Here is a 19450-nt window from a genome sequence, read left to right as displayed (position 1 = left end):
CGGCAGGTCACACGTCCAGGGTCACCGCGCAGGACCAGCCCGCCTCGTCCCCACCGAAACGCAGCCCGTGCAGCGACACGGCCTTCGGCACCGCGCCGCCCGGCTCCGCCGCGTCGGCGGCCACGACCCGCCAGCGCACCCGTAGGCCACCGCCGGGGCCGGCGGTCACGTTCGTCGCGACCGGCAGCACCCCCTCGGTCTCCAGCCGGAAGATCACCTCGTCGAGGACGGCCACCAGCAGGTCCCCGTCGCCACCCGCCGGGACGTCGAACGTCACCTCGGCACCCTCGCCCGCGCCGGCGGTGTCGGCGAAGGTGTCCACCATCGCCGACACCGCCTCGGCCACGCAGCCCTCCCGGTCCGGCGCCCAGGCCTCGATCCGCACGTCGGCGGTGTGCGGCACGGCCCGGTGGCCCCGTCCCGGTCCTCGTTCCATGCCCCGATCATCTCGGGCCCGGCGGCACTGCGCCGGGGAAATCGGCTGCGCCCGTCAGGCCGTCGTGGTCGCCCGTCGGACCTCCTGCACCAGCCACCCGTTGCCGTCGGGGTCGCTGAACGACAGGTAGGAGGCGTAGTCGCGGCGCTGCGGGTCCGGGCCTGGGAACCGCACGCCACCCTCCTCGAAGTGGAAGATCTCGCTCGCCGGCAGTCCGCGCGTCAGCAGCTGCTCGCGCGCCGCGTCGAGGTCGGTCACCACCAGGTGCAGGCCGCCGACGCCGCCCGCGCCGTCCGGGTCGCGCATCAGCGCGATCGAACACGCCGACCCCGGCGGGGTGAGCTGCACGACCCGGAAGTCCTCACCGGAGCGGATGTCGACGTCCAGCCGGAACCCGGCGCGCTCCAGGTAGAACTCCTTGGCCCGGTCCACGTCGGACACCGGCACCACGACGAGTTCGAGCGTGAAGTCCATGTTCCAGCCCCCTGGCCTCGATGAGCGGTTCTGTCCGGTACGGCGGCGGCTCGGCCGTCAAGCCCCCGGGACATCGACGATCTCGTCTGCCCTTGTGACGAATCGTGCCGGCTCGGGTGCGGCCGCGGCACCCTCCGGTCGGTCGTACCCGGGTCAGCCGTCGAACCCGACCACGCCGCCGTGGGCCTCCGGCGTTCCGCCTGCCTCCCGGCCGGAAGGCGCCTCAGCCGGCCGGGGGCACCGCGCCCCGGTAGACGCTGGCGAGCCAGACGTCGAGCAGGACGTCCACCACGTCCCGCTCCGCGACGGCCGGCCCGTCGGCGGCGAAGGTGGCGTACCAGACCCGCTCGTTCATCGAGGTCAGCGCGATCGCCAGGTCCCGGGCCGGCAGGCCGTCCGGGGCCGCGCCGCGCCGTCGCTCCGCCAGCACGGCGGCCTCGACGGCCTGCACCCAGCGCTCCAGCACCGCGGCCCACAGCCGGCGCACCTCGGCGTTGGTGCCGCGCACCTCGGCGCAGGCCCGCACCACCGCGCGGTGCGCGCCGAACGTCTCGTGGAACCGGTGGATCAGCTCCCGCCACCGGGCCCTCGGGTCCTCGGCCAGCCGGACCAGCACGTCACCGGCCGCCGCGTCGGCCTCCTCGGTGACCCGGTCCAGCAGGGTGAGCAGCACCGCGTCCTTCGACGGGAAGTAGAAGTAGAACGTCGGCCGGGAGATGCCCGCGCCCCGGGCCAGGTCGTCGACGGAGATCTCACCGAACGGCCGCTGGGCGAGCAGTCGCTCGGCGGTGGCCAGGATGGCCAACTGCCGGTCGTCCCCGGTCGAGCGGGCCGCCCGCCGGCCCCGTGCCCCGGCGCCGCGTCCGGGTGTACGGGCGGTGGCGGTCATGAGCGCAGATGCTACTACCTCGACACCGTGTCGATTCCACTCGACAGTGTGTTGACCAACGTCGACGGCGCTGGATAGGGTCCGGTCCACCACCCCTGTGACGGGAGACGCGCGATGGCCTCCGACCACGTCGACGTGTTGATCGTCGGTGCCGGTCTCTCCGGCGTCGGTGCCGCCTGCCACCTGCGCCGTAACCGCCCCGACAGGACGTACGCGGTGCTGGAGGCGCGCGGCGCGATCGGCGGCACCTGGGACCTGTTCCGCTACCCGGGCATCCGGTCGGACTCGGACATGTTCACCCTCGGCTACTCGTTCAAGCCGTGGACCAACCCGCTGGCCATCGCCGACGGCGACTCGATCCGCGACTACGTCCGCGAGACGGCCCACGAGTACGGCGTCGACGAGCACATCCGCTTCCACCACCGGGTGCTCGCCGCCGAGTGGGACAGCGCGAGCGCCCGCTGGACGGTGCGCGCCCACCGCGACGACACCGGCGAGGACGTCACCCTCACCTGCGCGTTCCTGTTCACCTGCTCCGGCTACTACCGCTACGACACCGGCTACACCCCGGACCTTCCCGGCGTGCGGGCGTACACGGGGCGGCTGGTGCACCCGCAGCACTGGCCCGCCGACCTCGACCACACCGGCAAACGGGTGGTGGTGATCGGCAGCGGCGCGACCGCGGTGACCCTGGTGCCGGCCCTGGCCGAGCGGGCCGCCCACGTCACCATGCTCCAGCGCTCACCGACGTACGTGATCGCGTTGCCCTCGCGCGACGCCCTCGCCGACGCGCTGCGCCGCTTCCTGCCCGCGAAGGCCGCATACCCGGTGGTGCGGTGGAAGAACGTGCTGTTCGGCACGGCCACCTTCCAGCTCAGCCGCCGCGCACCGAAGCTGGTGAAGCGGTTCCTGCGGCGGGCGGCGAGGGGGCGGCTGCCCGCCGGCTACGACGTCGACCGGCACTTCGCGCCCCGCTACGACCCGTGGGACCAGCGGCTGTGCGTGGTCCCCGACGGCGACCTGTTCACCGCCCTCGGGCAGGGCCGGGCCTCGGTGGTCACCGACCGGATCGAGACCCTCACCGCCACCGGCCTGCGGCTCGCCTCCGGCGCGGAGCTGACCGCCGACGTCGTGGTCACCGCCACCGGCCTCAACCTGCTCGTCCTCGGCGGCATGACGATCACCGTGGACGGCGAGCGGGTCGACCTCGCGCGAACGGTGGCGTACAAGGGCATGATGCTCTCCGGAGTGCCGAACTTCGCGATGACCATCGGCTACACCAACGCCTCCTGGACGCTCAAGGCCGACCTGGTCGCCACCTACGTCTGCCGGCTGCTGACCCACCTCGACGCCACCGGCCAGCAGGTCGTCACCCCGCTCGCCCCCGCCTCGGGCGACCTGGAGCCGCTGATCGACCTGAAGTCCGGGTACGTGCTGCGCAGCGTCGACGCGTTGCCGAAGCAGGGCGCGGCGACGCCGTGGCGGCTGCACCAGAACTACGCCCGGGACGTGCTGCTGATGCGGCACGGCCGGCTCACCGACGCCGGGGTGCGCTTCTCCCGCGCGGGCGAGGCGGCCAGCACCGGCCGGCGGGACCCCGCCGGCACCCCCGCCGGCTGACCGGACCCCGCCGACCGAGCAGAGGAGACCGACGTGCGCAGGTTCGACTTCGCGGCCGGGACGGCCGTGGTCACCGGGGCGGCCAGCGGCATCGGCGAGGCCCTCGCCCACGGCCTGGCCCGGCGCGGCGCCGACCTGGTCCTGCTCGACCGGGACGCCGACCGGCTCGCCGCCGTGATGGCCGCGATCCGGGCCGACCACCCCGACCGGCCGGTCACCACCCACCTGGTGGACCTCGCCGACGCCGCCGCGACCACCGTGGTGGCCGAGGAGATCTGCCGGCGCCACCCCCGGGTGCGGCTGCTGGTCAACAATGCCGGCGTCGCCCTGGGCGGCCGGTTCGACCAGGTCACCCTCGACGAGTTCGGCTGGGTGGTCGACGTCAACTTCCGGGCCGTGGTGCGGCTGACCCACGCCCTGCTGCCCGCCCTGAAGGCCGAGCCCGGCGCCCACCTGGTCAACGTGTCCAGCCTGTTCGGGCTCATCGCCCCCGCCGGGCAGACCGCGTACGCGGCGAGCAAGTTCGCCGTCCGCGGCTTCACCGAGGCGCTGCGCCACGAGCTGGTCGACGACGGCATCGGGGTGACCTCCGTGCACCCGGGCGGCATCCGCACCCGCATCGCGCAGAGCGCCCGGGTCGGCAGCGGCGTGCCCGCCGAGGAGTTCGAGGCCGGCCGCCGGCAGTTCGAGAAGCTGCTCTCCATCGACCCCGCCGTCGCCGCCGAGGTCATTCTGCGCGGCGTCGAGCGCCGCCGGGGCCGGGTGCTGATCGGCTGGTCGGCGAAGCTGCCGGACCTGCTGGCCCGGCTCGCCCCCGCCTCGTACGGGCGGGTCATCGCCCTCGCCCTCCGCCGCGCCCCCCGGCCGGCTGCCGCCGCACCCCCGTCAGGCCGTCCGGCAGGGCCGCCCACCACCCCGGCTCCGGCGGACGGCCCCGGGGGAGCCGGCGTGACCGGGCCGGACAGCCCGAAGGGGCAGCCGGCGTGACCGGTCCGGCCGACACGACCCTCACCGTCCGGGGGCGGGCGGTCCGCTGCCGGGTGGCCGGGCAGGGCTCGCCGGTGGTGCTGCTGCACGGCATCGGCCGCACCCTCGCCGACTTCGCCGAGCAGCACGACCTGCTCGCCCGCGACCACCGGGTGGTCAGCCTCGACCTGGCCGGGCACGGCGGATCCGCACCGCTGGACGAGCCGCACACCCTGCCGGCGCTGGCCCGGGCCACCGCCGACTGCCTCGACGCCCTCGGCGTCGACCGCCCCGCCCACCTGGTCGGCAACTCCCTCGGCGGGGCGGTCGCGATGCGGCTGGCCGTCGACGACCCGGCCCGCGCGGCCAGCCTGGTGCTGGTCAACAGCGCCGGCTTCGGCGCGGAGGTGACGATCGCGCTGCGCCTGCTGGCACTGCGACCGCTCGGCCGGCTGCTGCTGCGGCCGAGCCGGGCCGTGATCCGGCGCACCGAGCGGGCCCTGTTCCACGACCGGCGGCACGTCACGCAGGCGCGCCTCGCCGAGGCCCTCGCGGCGGCCCGCCGACCGCACGCCGCCCGGGTGATGCTGGAGCTCGTCGGCAGCCTCGGCACGTTCCGCGGCGTCGCCCCCGGGTGGCGCGCCGAACTGCTCGACGCCGTGGCCCGGTTGGACCTGCCCATCCTGGTGGTCTGGGGCGACCGCGACCTGATCCTGCCCGCCGCGCACCTCGCCGCCGCCCGCGCCCGGCTGCCCCTGGCCCGCGCCCACCTGTTCGCCGACACCGGCCACCTGCCGCAGGTCGAGCGGGCCGAGGAGTTGCACCGGCTGGTCACCGACTTCTGGGCCGACCACCCCGCGCATGGCTGAGGACGGTCAGGGCGGGCTGCCGCCGCGCTTGTCCTCCTGGGCCAGCACCGCCTCCCGCACCTGCGGGTCCTCGCGCTCGGCCAGCTCCGCGGCGAGCCGCGGATCGCCGGCCAGCCGCCCCCGGTTGCGGTGCAGAAAGGCGTCGAACCCCCCGGTGTACGGGCAGGCCAGGTCGCCGAGCACGGCGTCCGGCCGGTACCGGCAGCCGCCGCAGTAGTCGCTGAGCTCGTCGATGTACCGGCCGTCGACCGCGTACGGGCGGGTGTCCACCCGGCCCAGGTCGGCGTACCGGCTCATGCCGACCACCGTCGCGTTCATCACCCAGTCGGCGCCGTCGACGAAGCACCCCTTGAACCAGTCCACCAGCTCCGCCGGCCGCCAGCCGCGCTGCAACGCGTAGTTGCTGAGCACCAGCAGCCGCTGTGAGTGGTGCGCCCAGGCCCCGTCCCGCACCCCGGCCAGCACGTCGGCCAGGCAGCGGGCCTCGACCGCGTCGGCGTCCAGGTCGGCGAACCAGCCGGGCAGCGGCTCGGTCGCGGCCAGCCAGTTGCCGCCCCGGAACGCGGGCTCGAAGTACCAGTAGAGCTGCCAGAGGAACTCCCGCCAGCCGAGCAGCCCTCGGATGAACGGCTCCACCGCCGACAGCGACGCGGTCCCGTCACGCCACGCGCCCTCGGCCGCCCGGATCGCCTCCGCCGGGTCGAGCAGCCCCAGGTTGAACGACGACGACAACACGCTGTGCGCCAGCATCGGGTCGCCGACGCTCATCACCTTCTGGTAGCGGCCGTGGTCGGGCAGCCGGTGCTGGACGAAGTGCCGCAGCCGGGCGTCGGCCTCGGCGTACGTGGCGGGGTAGCGGCGCGGCCCGTCCCGGCCGACGAACCGCATCCCCTCCTTCTCCCACCGGTCCAGATCGTCGCGTACCTCCGCGTCGATCTCGTCCTCCACGATCGGCGGGGGAGCGGGGGCGACCGTGCCGCCGGAGCGCCGGGGCCGGCGCGGCACCCGCCCCGGCGGGCCGTCCAGCACGCGGTGCTCACTGCGGGCCCAGCGGTAGAACTCGGCCATCCGCAACGGCCCCCGCCGGTACGCGTCCGCCCAGGCGGTGAATTCGTCGCGGCTGATGAGGAAGCCCCGGGGCGGCAGAATGGTCAGCCCCGGCACGGAGCGGGCGAAGGCCAGACCCGCCCGCGACGGCGGGTGGCACACCTCGACGGGCCCGTCGACCCGGGCCAGGGCCTCCCGGAACGTCCCGGCCCGCACCAGCAGCGCCCGGTCGCCCAGCTCTGCGGCCCGGTGGCGCAACGCGGACAGGATCAGGTGGGCCTTCTGCCGGTGCAGGGGACGCCGCCGGAACAGCTCCCGGGCCTCCACGAGCAGCACCGGCTGCACCCCGTCGTCGAGGAAGTGCGGCCCGAGTTGATCGGCGAGCAGCCATCGGCGCGAAGACATGCGTCGATTCTGCCCAGTGCGGCGGGGCGTCGCCCGCCGTGCCGGCGTGTCCTGGGAGTGGCGCACGCCACACAACACCCTTCTCGCCAGGTGGCGACCGGGCCCCGGCGGCGCGACCCGGGCCGGCGGCCGGCGATGATGCCGCCAAGGGCCCACCCGCGGGCCCTGGCGCCCCTGGGCCCCGGCCCGGACGTGGCCCGGGCCACGTCCGGGCGGCCCGCGTTCCGGCCCGCAGGGGGTGCGACGCACCATAGATACATGACGCATCCCACCCCTGCGGCGCGCGCCGTCGCCCCCTCCGCCACGGAGCGGGCGTACCGGCACCTGAAGCGGTCGATTCTCGAACAGGTCTACCCCGGCGGGCTGCTGATCAGCGAGGGGGAGATCGCCGAGGCGGTCGGGATGTCCCGCACCCCGGTCCGGGAGGCCCTGCTGCGGTTGGAGGCCGAAGGGCTGGTCACCCTCTACCCGAAGCGCGGCGCGCTGATCCGGCCCGTGTCCGCCCGGGAGATCGTCGACGTGATCGAGGCGCGCCGGCTGGTGGAGCTGCACGCCGCCGAGCGGGTCTGGCCCCGCCGCGCCACGCTGCGGGCCGACCTGACCCGCTGGCTGGACCGGATGCGCGAGGCCCACGCCGCCGGCGACATCACCGCCCTGATGTCCGCCGACCGGGCCTTCCACGCCACCGTGGTCGAGGCCGCCGGCAACGAGATCCTCGCCGAGCTGTACCACCGGCTGCGCGACCGCCAGCTACGCATGGGCGAGGCCAGCTTCCGGCTCTCGCCCGGCTGGGCCGAGATGGCGATCACCGAGCACACCGCCCAGCTCGCCGCCCTCGACGGCGACGATCCGCAGGCCTGGCTGGACAGCGTCGCCGCGCACATCGACAACGCCGCGACAGTGCTGCGGACCCTTCGGTGAGCGTCGCCGCCACCGCCGTACCGACACCGACCGCCGCGCCCCGCCGCTCCGCCGCGCTGGTCTGGGCGGTGGCCCTCAGCGCGTACGTGGCGGCGGTGTTCCACCGCAGTTCCCTCGGCGTCACCGGCGTCGACGCCGCGCACCGCTTCGACATCAGCGCCTCCACCCTGGCCATCTTCACCGTCGCCCAGCTCGCCGTGTACGCCGCCATGCAGGTGCCGGTGGGGGTGCTGCTCGACCGGTTCGGCTCCCGGCGGCTACTGATCGCCGGCGGGGCGCTGATGGTCGCCGGCCAGCTCTGCTTCGCGGTGGCCACCGACGTCGGGCTCGCTGTCGCCGCCCGGGTGTTGGTCGGCCTCGGCGATGCGATGACCTTCATCAGCGTGCTGCGCATCGTCGCGTTCTGGTTCCCCGGCCGACGCAACCCGATGCTGGTGCAGCTCACCTGCACCTTCGGTCAGTTCGGCGCGGTCCTCGGCGCCGTGCCGCTGGTCGCCCTGCTGCACCGCGCCGGCTGGACCCCGGCGTTCCTCGCCGCCGCCGCGCTCGGCGCGACCGTGCTCACCATGATCGTCGCGGCCGTCAGGGACAGCCCGCACCGCGAGCACACCGCGGCGCCCACCCCCGACCTGGCCACCGTACGCCGGGAACTGGCCGCCGCCTGGGCCCAGCCCGGCACCCGGCTGGGGCTGTGGACGCACTTCGTCACCCAGTTCTCCGGCTCGGTGTTCGCGCTGCTGTGGGGGTACCCGTTCCTCGTGCAGGGGCAGGGAATGGCGCCCACCGTCGCAGCCTCCCTGCTCACCCTGATGACCCTGGCCGGCCTGCTGGCCGGGCCGCTGATCGCCCACCTGTGCGCCCGGCACCCGTTCCGCCGCTCGGTGCTGGTGCTCACCGTCACCGCGGCCACCGCCGCGATCTGGGCGGTGGTGCTGGCCTGGCCCGGCCGCGCCCCGGGCTGGCTGCTGGTCGCCCTGGTCGTGGTGCTGGCCGCCAACGGTCCCGGCTCGGCCATCGGCTTCGACTACGCCCGCACCTTCAACCCGGCCAGCAGGCTCGGCAGCGCCACCGGCATCGTGAACGTGGGCGGCTTCGCCGCCTCGATCGCCCTGGTGCTGGCCATCGGGGTCGTGCTGGACCTGGCCACCCCCGCAGGCCGCGCCGCACCGGACCTGACCGCCTTCCGGTGGGCCTTCGCCGTGCAGTACGGCCTGTGGGCGCTCGGCGCGGTCCAGGTGCTGCGCTACCGCAATGCCGCCCGCCGCCACCTCGCCGACCTGGCCCGCGACGTCGCCCCGGTCACGCAGCCCGTGCCGGCCCATCGACCCGCGTGATCACCCCCGTGGCCTCGGCCGTGGTAAGCGTCGGGCGTTGCTGGGCTCGGCACGGTGATCGGCGGTAGTTTCGCCGGGGAGCGTGATCGACGTGGGGTACCCGCCCGGTGGCGCTCTCCGTCGTCGTCCCGCCCACCGCGGGCCGCCGGCATCGACAGCGGTGGAGCAGGAGGAGAACGTGAGCCAGGAAGTCCGGGGAGTCATTTCACGGCGCAAGGGCGCGCCGGTCGAGGTCACCACGATCGTGGTGCCCGACCCGGGGCCCGGCGAGGCGGTGGTCCGCGTCCAGGCCTGCGGGGTCTGCCACACCGACCTGCACTACCGCGAGGGCGGGATCAACGACGAGTACCCGTTCCTGCTGGGGCACGAGGCGGCCGGCATCGTCGAACAGGTGGGCGAGGGCGTCACCGGCGTCGCGCCGGGCGACTTCGTGGTGCTCAACTGGCGGGCCGTCTGCGGGGTCTGCCGCGCCTGCCGGCGGGGCCGGCCGTGGTACTGCTTCGCCACCCACAACGCGGCCCGGAAGATGACCCTCACCGACGGCACCGAGCTGTCCCCGGCCCTGGGCATCGGGGCCTTCGCCGAGAAGACCCTCGTCCACGCCGGACAGTGCACCAAGGTCAACCCGGCGGCCCGGCCCGCCGCCGTCGGCCTGCTCGGCTGCGGGGTGATGGCCGGCCTCGGCGCGGCGATGAACACAGGCGGGGTCACCCGCGGCGACTCCGTGGCCGTCATCGGCTGCGGCGGGGTCGGTGACGCGGCCGTCGCCGGTGCGGCCCTGGCCGGGGCGACGACGATCATCGCCGTGGACACCGACTCCCGCAAGCTCGACTGGGCCCGGAAGTTCGGCGCCACCCACACGGTCAACGCCTCGGAGGACGACCCGGTCGAGGCGATCCGCGCTGCCACCGGCGGCTTCGGCGCCGACGTCGTCATCGACGCCGTCGGCCGGCCGGAGACCTGGAAGCAGGCGTTCCACGCCCGCGACCTCGCCGGGACGGTCGTGCTGGTCGGCGTGCCGACCCCCGAGATGACCGTCGACGTGCCGCTGCTGGACGTCTTCGGCCGCGGCGGCGCGCTCAAGTCGAGCTGGTACGGCGACTGCCTGCCCAGCCGCGACTTCCCCCTGCTCGCCGAGCTCTACCTGCAGGGCCGGCTCGACCTGGACGCTTTCGTCACCGAGGAGATCGCCCTGGACCAGGTCGAGGAGGCGTTCACCCGGATGCACCATGGCGACGTGCTGCGCTCGGTGGTGGTCTTCCCGTGACCGTCCGTGTCGACCACACCGTCACCTCCGGGACGTTCTCCCTCGACGGGCAGACCTTCGACGTCGACAACAACGTCTGGGTGGTCGGCGACGACAGCGAGTGCCTCGTCGTCGACGCCCCGCACGACGTCGACGCGATCCTGCGCGCCGTCGGCCGGCGCCGGGTGGTGGCGATCGTGGCCACCCACGCCCACGACGACCACGTCCGGGTGGCCCCGGAGCTGTCCCGGGCCACCGGCGCGCCGGTGCTGCTGCACCCCGACGACCGGGTGCTGTGGGACCTGGTGCACCCCGACACGGCCCCCGACGGGGAGCTGCACGACGGGGCCACGATCGAGGTGGCCGGCACCGGCCTGCGGGTGCTGCACACCCCCGGCCACAGCCCCGGCGCGTGCAGCCTGTACGCCCCGCAGCTCGGTGTGGTCTTCACCGGTGACACCCTCTTCGCCGGCGGACCGGGCGCCACCGGCCGCTCGTACAGCGACTTCGGCACCATCGTCGACTCGATCCGCACCCGGCTGCTCACCCTGCCGCCGGAGACGGTCGTGCACACCGGCCACGGCGACAGCACCACCGTCGGCGCCGAGGCCCCGCACCTCGACGAGTGGATCGCCCGGGGCCGCTGACCATCCGCCGCCACCCGCCCCGGCCGGCGTTCCGGCCGGGGCGGGCCGGGTCGGCACTCGCGGTCGTCGTCGCCCACCAGCACCGTCCCGTCGTCGGGTCCGTGCCGGTCGACACCGGATCGGCGGCCGACCCGCTGATCCGGCATGTGCTTCGTCCGGTTCGGGGCACCCCGCGCCCGGTGACGCTTGTGTCCGAGCTGACCGATTCTGGGCGTGACCGGGCTCGCAGCCCGGGCCGCTGCCCCGCATATCCGGAATGACGGACACGTGGGTCTGGTTGTGTCCCCCGTACCGTCCGTCGGTAAACCCCTACGGCGGAACGGTCCCCCCGAGGGGCGCTCAACCCGGAGCGCGTCGCAACGATCGAAAGGGCAACCATCGTGAAGGTTGACTTCACTCGATGGCTCCCGGCCATCGCGAAGACCACCGACCGGATCCCGGCCATCGCGAAGACCCCGAACCGCAGGATCGTCCTGAGCATCGCCGGCGTCGCCGTCCTCGGCGGCCTGGCGTTCGGCCCCATGGCCGTCGCCGCACCGGTCACCAGCGGCCCGCACGCCGGTGCGGTGGCCGCGATCGACCTGGCGACCGGCAAGAACCGCGAGGGCGCCACCGTCGAATCCGCGCTGACGACCGGCGAGAGCATCAGCAGCACGACGCCGGCCGAGAAGCCGGACCGGGACGAACTGATCCCGCACGGCCTCGAGGGCGCCCAGTCGCGCATCCCCCTCGACGACGCGCAGCTCGAGAACGCCGAGGTGATCATCAAGGCGGCCAAGGAGACCGGCGTCGGCGAGCGGGGCGCGGTGATCGGTGTGGCCACCTCGCTGCAGGAGTCGAAGCTGTACAACCTGGGCCACCTGGGGGCGTACAACGACCACGACTCGCAGGGCCTGTTCCAGCAGCGCCCGTCGTCGGGTTGGGGCTCGCCCGACGAGATCACCGACCCCGAGTACGCCTCCGAGGCGTTCTTCGACGCACTGAAGAACGTGGGCGGTTGGAACGAGCTGCCGCTGACCGCCGCCGCGCAGACGGTGCAGGTGTCGGCGTACCCGTACGCGTACGCACAGTGGGAGGAGCAGGCTGCGGACGTCGTCCAGCAGCTCTGGTGACGCAATCCTGACAATGCCCCGGCAGGCCCTTCACGGGGCCGGCCGGGGCATTGTCGTGGCCGGCCAGGGCTAGATCGGGAAGCGGCCGCGGCGTACGTGCCAGTGGCGGCCGGCCTTCAGATGGTCGACGATCGCGCGCTGGAGCACGGTGCGGCGCGGCAGCCGGTCGAGCGGCGTGGTCAGGGTGCGGAACACGAACCGCAGCACCTCGACGTCGGCGTTGAGCCCTTCCGGCTCCTTGTAGGGCTCCAGCTCGAACCTCCGCTGGAACCGGACGATGTTGGAGTCCCCGGGCAGGTACTCCAGCAGCTGCGGGTCGAGCAGCCACGAGCCGCAGGAGAACGCCGTGTAGCGCTCGTCGGGGAAGTGGCGCGGGAAGAACGCGCGAGCCTCGTCGAGCGACGCCGCGACCGCTTCCGGGGTCATCGGTCCCGACTCGGGGATGTGCAGGTCGATGGCGGTGCCGCCGCGCTGGTGCTGCAACCGGCCCAGCTCGTAGATGCCGCCGCGCGCGTGCAGGGTCAGCCAGCTCTGCATGACCGGCCAGCCCTCGCGGTGCATCCGCCGGTCGATCGCGAGGTTGCGGCCCAGGTCCGCGAGGGTCACCCACGACGCGGCAGCGGCGATGCCGTGATCGCGGTGGTACCCCGTGACGACGTCGACCAGGGCCAGGTACGCGTACACGTAGAGATGCCGCCAGGCGGGGCCCCGTTCGCGCGGCAGCGCCGGACCGGGCGACAGCCAACCGTGGCCCCCGAGATCGGCGCGGACCAGGGCGATCGAGCGGTCGAGCAGCCAGCGCAGCTCCGGAGTCCACAGCGGAGAGTCGGGGTCGGGCCAGCCCGCCATGATCTCGGCGGCGTCGTCCGGCCGCACCGCGAGCCGGTCGAGGATCGCGGGCGCGTCGGCCTTGGCGGGCAGCGGAGCCGACGGCCGGTCGCCGGCGAGCCGGTGCACGCGGTCGACGTCCTCGACGGGTACCCCGAGCCGGGCGGCGGTGTCGTCCAGATCCACGCGGACGACCCTACCGGCCGGTCGGCGTCTACCACCGGGCAGATCCCGCCACGGCGACCCGGTCCGCTTCACCCAGCGGCTCATCTCGCCGCCGCCGGCGGCCAGCATGGTCCGGGCCCAGTTCGCGTTGGCGTCGTAGGCGAGTCTGAATCGTTCAAGGTCTCCTTGTCGGGTTCACTGGACCGATGGACGAGTCGATCTGGAATTCGGTGCAGGCGTCGCGCGGCTGGTTGGACGCCGCCAACGGCACCGGGGACGCGGAGCTGACCTGCCGGATCCTCAAGCTGACCGAGGAGGCCGGAGAAGCTGCCGGGGCGTGGATCGGGGCGCTGGGCCAGAACCCGCGCAAGGGTGTGACGCACAGCCGCGAGGACGTCGCGGCCGAACTGGCCGACGTGGCGTTCACCGCCCTGGTGGCCATCGAGAGCCTTGGCCTCGACCCGCGGTCCCTGCTGCACGCCTGCGCCGCCAAGGTCCGCGCCCGTACGGGCGCCGGGTGACCGCCTCCGGGTGCGGCGCGCGGCGGCGTCCACCCGAGCACCGGCGAGCGGTCGGCAAGTGAGGTGGATTACCCCGGACGGCTGGAACAGCCCGTGGGGTGGGTAGGTTGTAGCAAGTGTCGGTGTGCTCAGTGTCCCCGGGCCTCACCTGAATTGCCTTCGCGGAATACCGTCCGGCTGGAGCCGCGTTGTGCCACGCGCCGAGAGGCGACCTGCACACCGACACCGAACCGCCCCCGGCCCAACGGCCGGGGGTGGTTTCGTGTCCCAGGCCGAGCGGCGACCCGCACGGGCTGGGCCCCTGCTCGCGGGAAGCCGGTCCGGGCCGTCCTCGCCCCGGTCGAACCGCCCGGACCGGTGACCCGCGGGTTCCGCACGGCGGAAAAGATCCGGGCCGGGGACACGACCCGGGCCGGCCTGGCCTATGTTCAGGAGGCCAGCGTCCGTCGAACGGGGGAGGGGGTGCTTCGGATGGGTCTGCGGACCTTCATCCAGGGCTGGCCGGTCTACCGGCAGCTCACCGGCACCGACCCGCTCGGCCGGGGCGCGGCGGCCCAGTCGGCCCGCTCGGCGGCGCTGACCGCGCGCACCGAGACCGCCGACAGCGTGGCCCGGTCGGTCTGCCCGTACTGCGCGGTCGGCTGCGGCCAGCGGGTCTTCGTCACCGACGGGCGGGTAACCCAGATCGAGGGGGACCCGGACAGCCCGATCTCCCGCGGCCGGCTCTGCCCGAAGGGCTCGGCCAGCAAGTCGCTGGTCACCAGCCCGCTGCGGCAGACCACGGTCCGCTACCGTCGGCCGTACGCGACCGAGTGGGAGGACCTGGACCTCGAGACGGCCGTCGACATGATCTCCGACCGGATCCTCGCCGCCCGCGAGGAGACCTGGGAGGACGTGGACGACGCCGGCCGGCCGCTGAACCGCACGCTGGGCATCTCCAGCCTGGGCGGGGCGACGCTGGACAACGAGGAGAACTACCTCATCAAGAAGCTGTTCACGGCGATGGGGGCGCTCCAGATCGAGAACCAGGCCCGCATTTGACACTCCGCCACCGTCCCCGGTCTGGGGACCAGCTTCGGTCGCGGCGGCGCCACGGACTTCCAGCAGGACCTGGTCAACGCTGACGTCATCGTCATCCAGGGTTCCAACATGGCGGAGGCCCACCCGGTGGGCTTCCAGTGGGTGATGGAGGCCAAGAAGCGCGGCGCCAAGGTCTTCCACGTCGACCCCCGGTTCACCCGGACCAGCGCGGTCGCCGACACGTACCTGCCGATCCGGGCGGGCACCGACATCGCGCTGCTCGGCGGCGTGGTGCGGTACATCCTGGAGAACGAGCTGGACTTCCGGGAGTACGTGCTGGCGTACACCAACGCGGCGGTGATCGTCAGCGAGCAGTTCGCCGACACCGAGGACCTGGACGGCCTCTTCTCCGGCTACAACACCGAGACCAACTCGTACGACCAGGCGAGCTGGCAGTACGAGGGCCAGGAGCGCAACTCCGGGGGCGAGGACACCGGGAAGGAACGGGACAGCGCGGCCGGCCTGGAGCGCGAGTCGCACGGCGTGCCCGCGTCGGGGCGGACCCGGCGGGACGAGACGTTGCAGCATCCGCGCTGCGTCTACCAGATCCTGCGGCGGCACTTCTGCCGGTACACCCCGGAAATGGTGGAGCGGGTCTGCGGGATCCCGCAGGAGAGGTTCCTCGAGTTGGCCCGCGCCTGGACGGAGAACTCCGGCCGGGAGCGCACCGGCGCGCTGGTCTACTCGGTGGGCTGGACGCAGCACAGCGTCGGCGTGCAGTACATCCGCACCGGCGCGATCATCCAGACCCTGCTGGGCAACATGGGCCGGCCGGGCGGCGGCATCCTGGCGCTGCGCGGGCACGCCAGCATCCAGGGCTCGACCGACATCCCGACCCTGTTCAACCTGCTGCCCGGCTATCTGCCGATGCCGCACCACGCCGACCACGAGACCTTCGACGACTGGGTGGGCAGCATCAGCCACCCCGGTCAGAAGGGTTTCTGGGGCAACTCCCGGGCCTTCGCGGCGAGTCTGCTCAAGGCGTACTGGGGCGACGCGGCGACGCCGGACAACGACTTCTGCTACGGGTACCTGCCCCGGATGACCGGCGACCACGGCACGTACCAGCAGGTGCTCAACATGATCGACGGCAAGATCAAGGGCTACTTCCTGCTCGGCCAGAACCCGGCCGTCGGCTCCGCGCACGGTAAGGCCCAGCGGCTCGGCATGGCCAACCTCGACTGGCTGGTCGTGCGGGACCTGTTCCTGATCGAGAGCGCCACCTTCTGGAAGAACAGCCCCGAGGTGGCCACCGGCGAGATCGTGCCGCAGGAGTGCCGCACGGAGGTGTTCTTCCTGCCCGCCGCGTCGCACGTGGAGAAGGAGGGCACCTTCACCCAGACCCAGCGGCTGCTCCAGTGGCGGGAGAAGGCCGTCGACCCGCCGGGCGACGCCCGCTCCGAACTGTGGTTCTTCTACCACCTGGGCCGCAGGCTGCGCGAGAAGTTGGCCGGCTCCCCCCACCGGCGCGACCGGGCGCTGCTCGACCTGGCCTGGGACTACCCGACCCATGGTGACCTGGCCGAGCCCAGCGCCGAGGCGGTGCTGCGCGAGATCAACGGCTACGACACGGCCTCCAGCCGGCCGCTGTCCGCGTTCACCGAGGCGCGCGACGACGGCTCCACCGCGATCGGCTGCTGGATCTACACCGGCGTGTACGCCGACGGCGTCAACCAGGCAGCCCGGCGCAAGTCCCGGCACGAGCAGGACTGGGTGGCCGCCGAGTGGGGCTGGGCGTGGCCGGCGAACCGTCGCACCCTGTACAACCGCGCCTCCGCCGACCCGCAGGGCCGGCCGTGGAGCGAACGCAAGCGCTACGTCTGGTGGGACCCGGAGAAAGCGGAGTGGACCGGCTACGACGTGCCGGACTTCGAGAAGAACAAGCCGCCGACGTACCGTCCGCCGGAGGGCACCGCCGGGCCGGACGGGATCGCCGGCGACGACCCGTTCATCATGCAGAGCGACGGCAAAGCTTGGCTGTACGCCCCGAGCGGGGTGCTCGATGGCCCGCTGCCGACGCACTACGAGCCGGCCGAGTCCCCGATGCGCAACCCGATGTACGGCCAGCAGGCCAACCCGGCCCGCAAGGTCTACGAGCACCCGGTGAACCCGATGAACCCGAGCCCGCCGGAGGCGCACAGCAACGTCTTCCCGTACGTGTTCACGGTCAGCCGGCTCACCGAGCACCACACGGCCGGCGGGATGAGCCGCACCGTGCGGCCCCTGGCGGAGTTGCAGCCGGAGATGTTCGTGGAGGTGTCCCCGGAGTTGGCCGCCGAGGTCGGGCTGGCCCACCTGGGCTGGGCGCACATGGTCAGCGGCCGGGCGGTGATCGAGGCGAAGGTGCTGGTCACCGACCGGCTCACCCCGCTGCGGGTGGACGGGCGGATCATCCACCAGCTCTGGCTGCCGTACCACTTCGGCACCGAGGGGCTGGTCACCGGGGACTCGGCCAACGACCTGTTCGGCATCACCCTGGACCCGAACGTGCTGATCCAGGAGAGCAAGGTCGGCACCTGCGACGTGCGGCCCGGCCGGCGGCCCACCGGGCCGGTCCTGCTCGACCTGGTCGCCGACTACCGGCGGCGGGCCGGGATGACCGTGGACCGGAGGGTCCCGCTGGTCACCACCGACGCGGTGGGCGGCGACGACGCGGCCGGCAGCACGAACGAGCGCTCGCCGGAGGCGTCGGCGGGCGAGAAGAGGGGCGAGGATGCCTGACGCCAACAGCTTCTACGGGCCGCTGGACCCGGCCCCGGACGCCGGCTGGACCGACGCGCGCCCCCGGATGGGTTTCTTCACCGACACCAGCGTCTGCATCGGCTGCAAGGCGTGCGAGGTGGCCTGCAAGGAGTGGAACGACGTGCCGGGTTCCGGGCTGGACCTGCTCGGCATGTCGTACGACAACACCGGCGCGTTGACCGCGAACTCGTGGCGGCACGTGGCGTTCGTCGAGCAGCCCCGCCCGGCCGGGCACCGCACGCCGCCGTTCGCCGGCTATCCCACCACCGGGTCGGTCAGCGCCGCGTCGGCGGCGGTGGCCGCCGGGACGGCCGACGACACCGGCACGGAACCCGGGCTCCCGCCGGGCGATCCGGTCGCCGCCGCCCGGATGGCCGCCGGGCCCGAGTTCCTCGGCATGCCCGGCGCCCAGCCGCCCGGCCGGGCCACCGGCGCGGCCGAGCGCACCGACTTCCGCTGGCTGATGATGTCGGACGTGTGCAAGCACTGCACCCACGCCGCCTGCCTGGACGTCTGCCCCACCGGCTCGCTGTTCCGCACCGAGTTCGGCACGGTCGTGGTGCAGGAGGACATCTGCAACGGCTGCGGCTACTGCATCTCCGCCTGCCCGTACGGGGTGATCGACCAGCGCAAGGGCGACGGCCGGGCGTGGAAGTGCACCCTGTGCTACGACCGGCTCGGCGCCGGTAACACCCCGGCGTGCGCGCAGGCCTGCCCCACCGAGTCCATCCAGTACGGCCCGTTGGACGAGCTGCGGGAGCGGGCCGCCGCGCGGGTGGCGACCCTGCACGAGCGGGGGGTGCCGGAGGCCCAGCTCTACGGCCACGACCCCAACGACGGCGTCGGCGGCGACGGCGCGTTCTTCTTGCTCCTCGACGCCCCCGAGGTGTACGGGCTGCCCCCGGACCCGGTGGTCACCACCCGGGACCTGCCCCGGATGTGGAAGCGCGCCGGGCTGGCCGCCCTGACCATGGCGGCGGTTGCCGTCGCCGCGTTCGTCGGAGGTTCCTCGTGAGCCCGCACCGCCCCCCGGTGGGTGACCGGTTCCGCCGCTTCCTGGGTCGCCTCGACGCCACCGGCCGGCCCGGCGGGGCCCCTACCGCCCCCACCCCCGACCAGCCCCGCCCGGCTGCCTCCGGGGAGCGGCGGCGGCGTGGCGGCGGGCGGCGTGGCGGCGGGGAACAGCTCAACGTTCCACCGGCCGAGTTCACCTCCTACTACGGCCGGCCGGTGCTCAAGCCGCCGGTGTGGAAGTGGGACATCGCGGCGTACCTGTTCACCGGCGGTCTGGCCGCGGGCTCGTCGCTGCTGGCCGCCGGCGGCCAGCTCACCGGCCGGCCGGCGCTGCGCCGGGCCGGTCGGCTCACCTCGCTGGCTGCGGTGAGCGCCAGCGCGTACTTCCTCGTCAACGACCTGGGCCGGCCCGACCGGTTCCACCACATGCTGCGGGTGGCGAAGGTGACCTCGCCGATGTCGGTGGGCACCTGGATCCTCACGGTGTTCGGGCCCGCCGCCGGGGTCGCCGCCGTCGCCGAGGCCGCGCCGTGGCTGCCCGAGCGGGGCGTGCTCGGGCTGGGCCGCAGGCTGCTGCCCCCGGTCGGGCAGGCCGCCGGGCTGGTGGCCGCCGCGACCGCGCCGGCCCTGGCCACGTACACCGGGGTGCTGCTGGCCGGCACGGCCGTGCCGTCGTGGCACGAGGCGTACCCGGAACTGCCGATGATCTTCGCGGGCAGCGCCCTGGCCAGCGGCGCCGGCGTGGGCCTGCTGGCCGCGCCCGGCGATCAGGCCGGCCCGGCCCGGCGGATGGCGGTGGCCGGCGCGGCCCTGGAGCTGTGGGGCTCGCACCGGGTGGAGCACCGGCTCGGCCTGCTCAGCGAGCCCTACCGCACCGGCACTCCCGGGCGGCTGCTGCGCGCCGGCCGGGCGTTGACCGCCGCCGGGGTGGCCGGGGCGCTCGTCGGCCGGCGCAGCCGTGTGCTGTCCGGGCTTTCCGGCGTCGCCCTGCTCGCCGCGTCGGTGGCCACCCGGTTCGGGATCTTCCACGGTGGCGTCGCCTCCGCCCGCGACCCGAAGTACACGGTCGTCCCGCAGCGCGAACGGCTCCGCCGCCGCGAGGCGGAGCGCCCCGCCGTCGAGGGCTGAGGCCCC

The 19450-nt window shown here is 74.0% G+C and carries 17 protein-coding genes; 12 read left to right on the top strand and 5 right to left on the bottom strand.

The window, feature by feature from the left end:
* Positions 1–7: 7 nt before the first annotated feature.
* The 3 genes from ACH4T9_RS29195 to ACH4T9_RS29185 form a co-directional block, all read right to left on the bottom strand.
* On the bottom strand, positions 8–436 hold the full coding sequence (locus ACH4T9_RS29195) for an archease (RefSeq protein ID WP_396674188.1): 429 nt from the start codon (positions 434–436) through the stop codon (positions 8–10).
* A 54-nt stretch (positions 437–490) separates the two neighbouring features.
* Complete coding sequence (locus ACH4T9_RS29190) at positions 491–910, bottom strand: VOC family protein (protein ID WP_396674189.1); 420 nt, start codon at positions 908–910, stop codon at positions 491–493.
* A gap of 223 nt (positions 911–1133) precedes the next feature.
* Entirely contained in the window at positions 1134–1799 is a 666-nt protein-coding gene (locus ACH4T9_RS29185) for a TetR/AcrR family transcriptional regulator (protein WP_396674190.1), read from the bottom strand.
* 114 nt (positions 1800–1913) lie between these two features.
* Between ACH4T9_RS29185 and ACH4T9_RS29180 the strand changes: the two genes are divergently transcribed.
* The 3 genes from ACH4T9_RS29180 to ACH4T9_RS29170 are packed head-to-tail and all read left to right on the top strand — an operon-like array spanning position 1914 to position 5254.
* Positions 1914–3419: a flavin-containing monooxygenase gene (locus ACH4T9_RS29180; protein WP_396674191.1), complete on the top strand. Its 1506-nt coding sequence runs from the start codon at positions 1914–1916 to the stop codon at positions 3417–3419.
* 33 nt (positions 3420–3452) lie between these two features.
* On the top strand, positions 3453–4406 hold the full coding sequence (locus tag ACH4T9_RS29175) for an SDR family NAD(P)-dependent oxidoreductase (protein WP_396674192.1): 954 nt from the start codon (positions 3453–3455) through the stop codon (positions 4404–4406).
* On the top strand, positions 4403–5254 hold the full coding sequence (locus tag ACH4T9_RS29170; RefSeq protein ID WP_396674193.1) for an alpha/beta fold hydrolase: 852 nt from the start codon (positions 4403–4405) through the stop codon (positions 5252–5254). The genes ACH4T9_RS29175 and ACH4T9_RS29170 overlap by 4 nt, the downstream gene beginning before the upstream one ends.
* Before the next feature lie 6 nt (positions 5255–5260).
* Here the strand turns inward: ACH4T9_RS29170 and ACH4T9_RS29165 are convergent, their stop codons facing one another.
* Complete coding sequence (locus ACH4T9_RS29165) at positions 5261–6706, bottom strand: cryptochrome/photolyase family protein (RefSeq protein ID WP_396674194.1); 1446 nt, start codon at positions 6704–6706, stop codon at positions 5261–5263.
* 258 nt (positions 6707–6964) lie between these two features.
* Here ACH4T9_RS29165 and ACH4T9_RS29160 point away from each other — a divergent pair, with 258 nt between their 5' ends.
* From ACH4T9_RS29160 to ACH4T9_RS29140, 5 genes are all read left to right on the top strand, one after another.
* Complete coding sequence (locus tag ACH4T9_RS29160) at positions 6965–7627, top strand: GntR family transcriptional regulator (RefSeq protein ID WP_396674195.1); 663 nt, start codon at positions 6965–6967, stop codon at positions 7625–7627.
* Positions 7624–8961, top strand: a complete 1338-nt coding sequence (locus ACH4T9_RS29155) for a nitrate/nitrite transporter (RefSeq protein ID WP_396674196.1) — start codon at positions 7624–7626, stop codon at positions 8959–8961. Before ACH4T9_RS29160 ends, ACH4T9_RS29155 begins: the two co-directional genes overlap by 4 nt.
* 178 nt (positions 8962–9139) lie before the next feature.
* On the top strand, positions 9140–10228 hold the full coding sequence (locus ACH4T9_RS29150) for an S-(hydroxymethyl)mycothiol dehydrogenase (RefSeq protein ID WP_396674197.1): 1089 nt from the start codon (positions 9140–9142) through the stop codon (positions 10226–10228).
* Positions 10225–10854 carry an MBL fold metallo-hydrolase gene (locus tag ACH4T9_RS29145; RefSeq protein WP_396674199.1) on the top strand — a complete coding sequence of 210 codons (630 nt, stop codon included), beginning with the start codon at positions 10225–10227 and terminating at the stop codon, positions 10852–10854. The genes ACH4T9_RS29150 and ACH4T9_RS29145 overlap by 4 nt, the downstream gene beginning before the upstream one ends.
* Positions 10855–11234: 380 nt before the next feature.
* Positions 11235–11966, top strand: a complete 732-nt coding sequence (locus ACH4T9_RS29140; protein ID WP_396674201.1) for a hypothetical protein — start codon at positions 11235–11237, stop codon at positions 11964–11966.
* Between the two features lie 69 nt (positions 11967–12035).
* Here ACH4T9_RS29140 and ACH4T9_RS29135 read toward each other — a convergent pair whose 3' ends face one another.
* Complete coding sequence (locus ACH4T9_RS29135; protein WP_396674203.1) at positions 12036–12980, bottom strand: acyltransferase domain-containing protein; 945 nt, start codon at positions 12978–12980, stop codon at positions 12036–12038.
* A gap of 185 nt (positions 12981–13165) precedes the next feature.
* On the opposite strand from ACH4T9_RS29135, the gene ACH4T9_RS29130 reads away from it, so the two are divergent.
* The 4 genes from ACH4T9_RS29130 (at position 13166) to nrfD (ending at position 19444) form a co-directional block, all read left to right on the top strand.
* A complete protein-coding gene (locus tag ACH4T9_RS29130) occupies positions 13166–13480 on the top strand; it encodes a MazG-like family protein (protein WP_396674205.1) in 315 nt (104 codons plus the stop codon).
* Between the two features lie 471 nt (positions 13481–13951).
* The gene (fdh, locus tag ACH4T9_RS29125; RefSeq protein WP_396674206.1) at positions 13952–17281 is read left to right on the top strand and encodes a formate dehydrogenase; all 3330 of its coding nucleotides are present in this window, start codon (positions 13952–13954) and stop codon (positions 17279–17281) included.
* On the top strand, positions 17274–18317 hold the full coding sequence (locus ACH4T9_RS29120; RefSeq protein WP_396674208.1) for a 4Fe-4S dicluster domain-containing protein: 1044 nt from the start codon (positions 17274–17276) through the stop codon (positions 18315–18317). Before fdh ends, ACH4T9_RS29120 begins: the two co-directional genes overlap by 8 nt.
* Positions 18314–19444, top strand: a complete 1131-nt coding sequence (nrfD, locus tag ACH4T9_RS29115; RefSeq protein WP_396674209.1) for an NrfD/PsrC family molybdoenzyme membrane anchor subunit — start codon at positions 18314–18316, stop codon at positions 19442–19444. The genes ACH4T9_RS29120 and nrfD overlap by 4 nt, the downstream gene beginning before the upstream one ends.
* Positions 19445–19450 lie beyond the last annotated feature (6 nt).

It is taken from the genome of Micromonospora sp. NPDC020750 (assembly GCF_044334565.1).
In the GTDB taxonomy this organism is placed as follows: Bacteria; Actinomycetota; Actinomycetes; order Mycobacteriales; family Micromonosporaceae; genus Micromonospora.
This window is presented reverse-complemented; position numbering and strand designations above follow the sequence as displayed.

What these genes read in the sequence shown, in the direction of transcription:
- ACH4T9_RS29195 (WP_396674188.1), bottom strand. Translation starts at nt 436, where the DNA reads ATGGAACGAGGACCGGGACGGGGCCACCGGGCCGTGCCGCACACCGCC.
- ACH4T9_RS29190 (WP_396674189.1), bottom strand. Translation starts at nt 910, where the DNA reads ATGGACTTCACGCTCGAACTCGTCGTGGTGCCGGTGTCCGACGTGGAC.
- ACH4T9_RS29185 (WP_396674190.1), bottom strand. Translation starts at nt 1,799, where the DNA reads ATGACCGCCACCGCCCGTACACCCGGACGCGGCGCCGGGGCACGGGGC.
- ACH4T9_RS29180 (WP_396674191.1), top strand. Translation starts at nt 1,914, where the DNA reads ATGGCCTCCGACCACGTCGACGTGTTGATCGTCGGTGCCGGTCTCTCC.
- ACH4T9_RS29165 (WP_396674194.1), bottom strand. Translation starts at nt 6,706, where the DNA reads ATGTCTTCGCGCCGATGGCTGCTCGCCGATCAACTCGGGCCGCACTTC.
- ACH4T9_RS29160 (WP_396674195.1), top strand. Translation starts at nt 6,965, where the DNA reads ATGACGCATCCCACCCCTGCGGCGCGCGCCGTCGCCCCCTCCGCCACG.
- ACH4T9_RS29130 (WP_396674205.1), top strand. Translation starts at nt 13,166, where the DNA reads ATGGACGAGTCGATCTGGAATTCGGTGCAGGCGTCGCGCGGCTGGTTG.
- ACH4T9_RS29120 (WP_396674208.1), top strand. Translation starts at nt 17,274, where the DNA reads ATGCCTGACGCCAACAGCTTCTACGGGCCGCTGGACCCGGCCCCGGAC.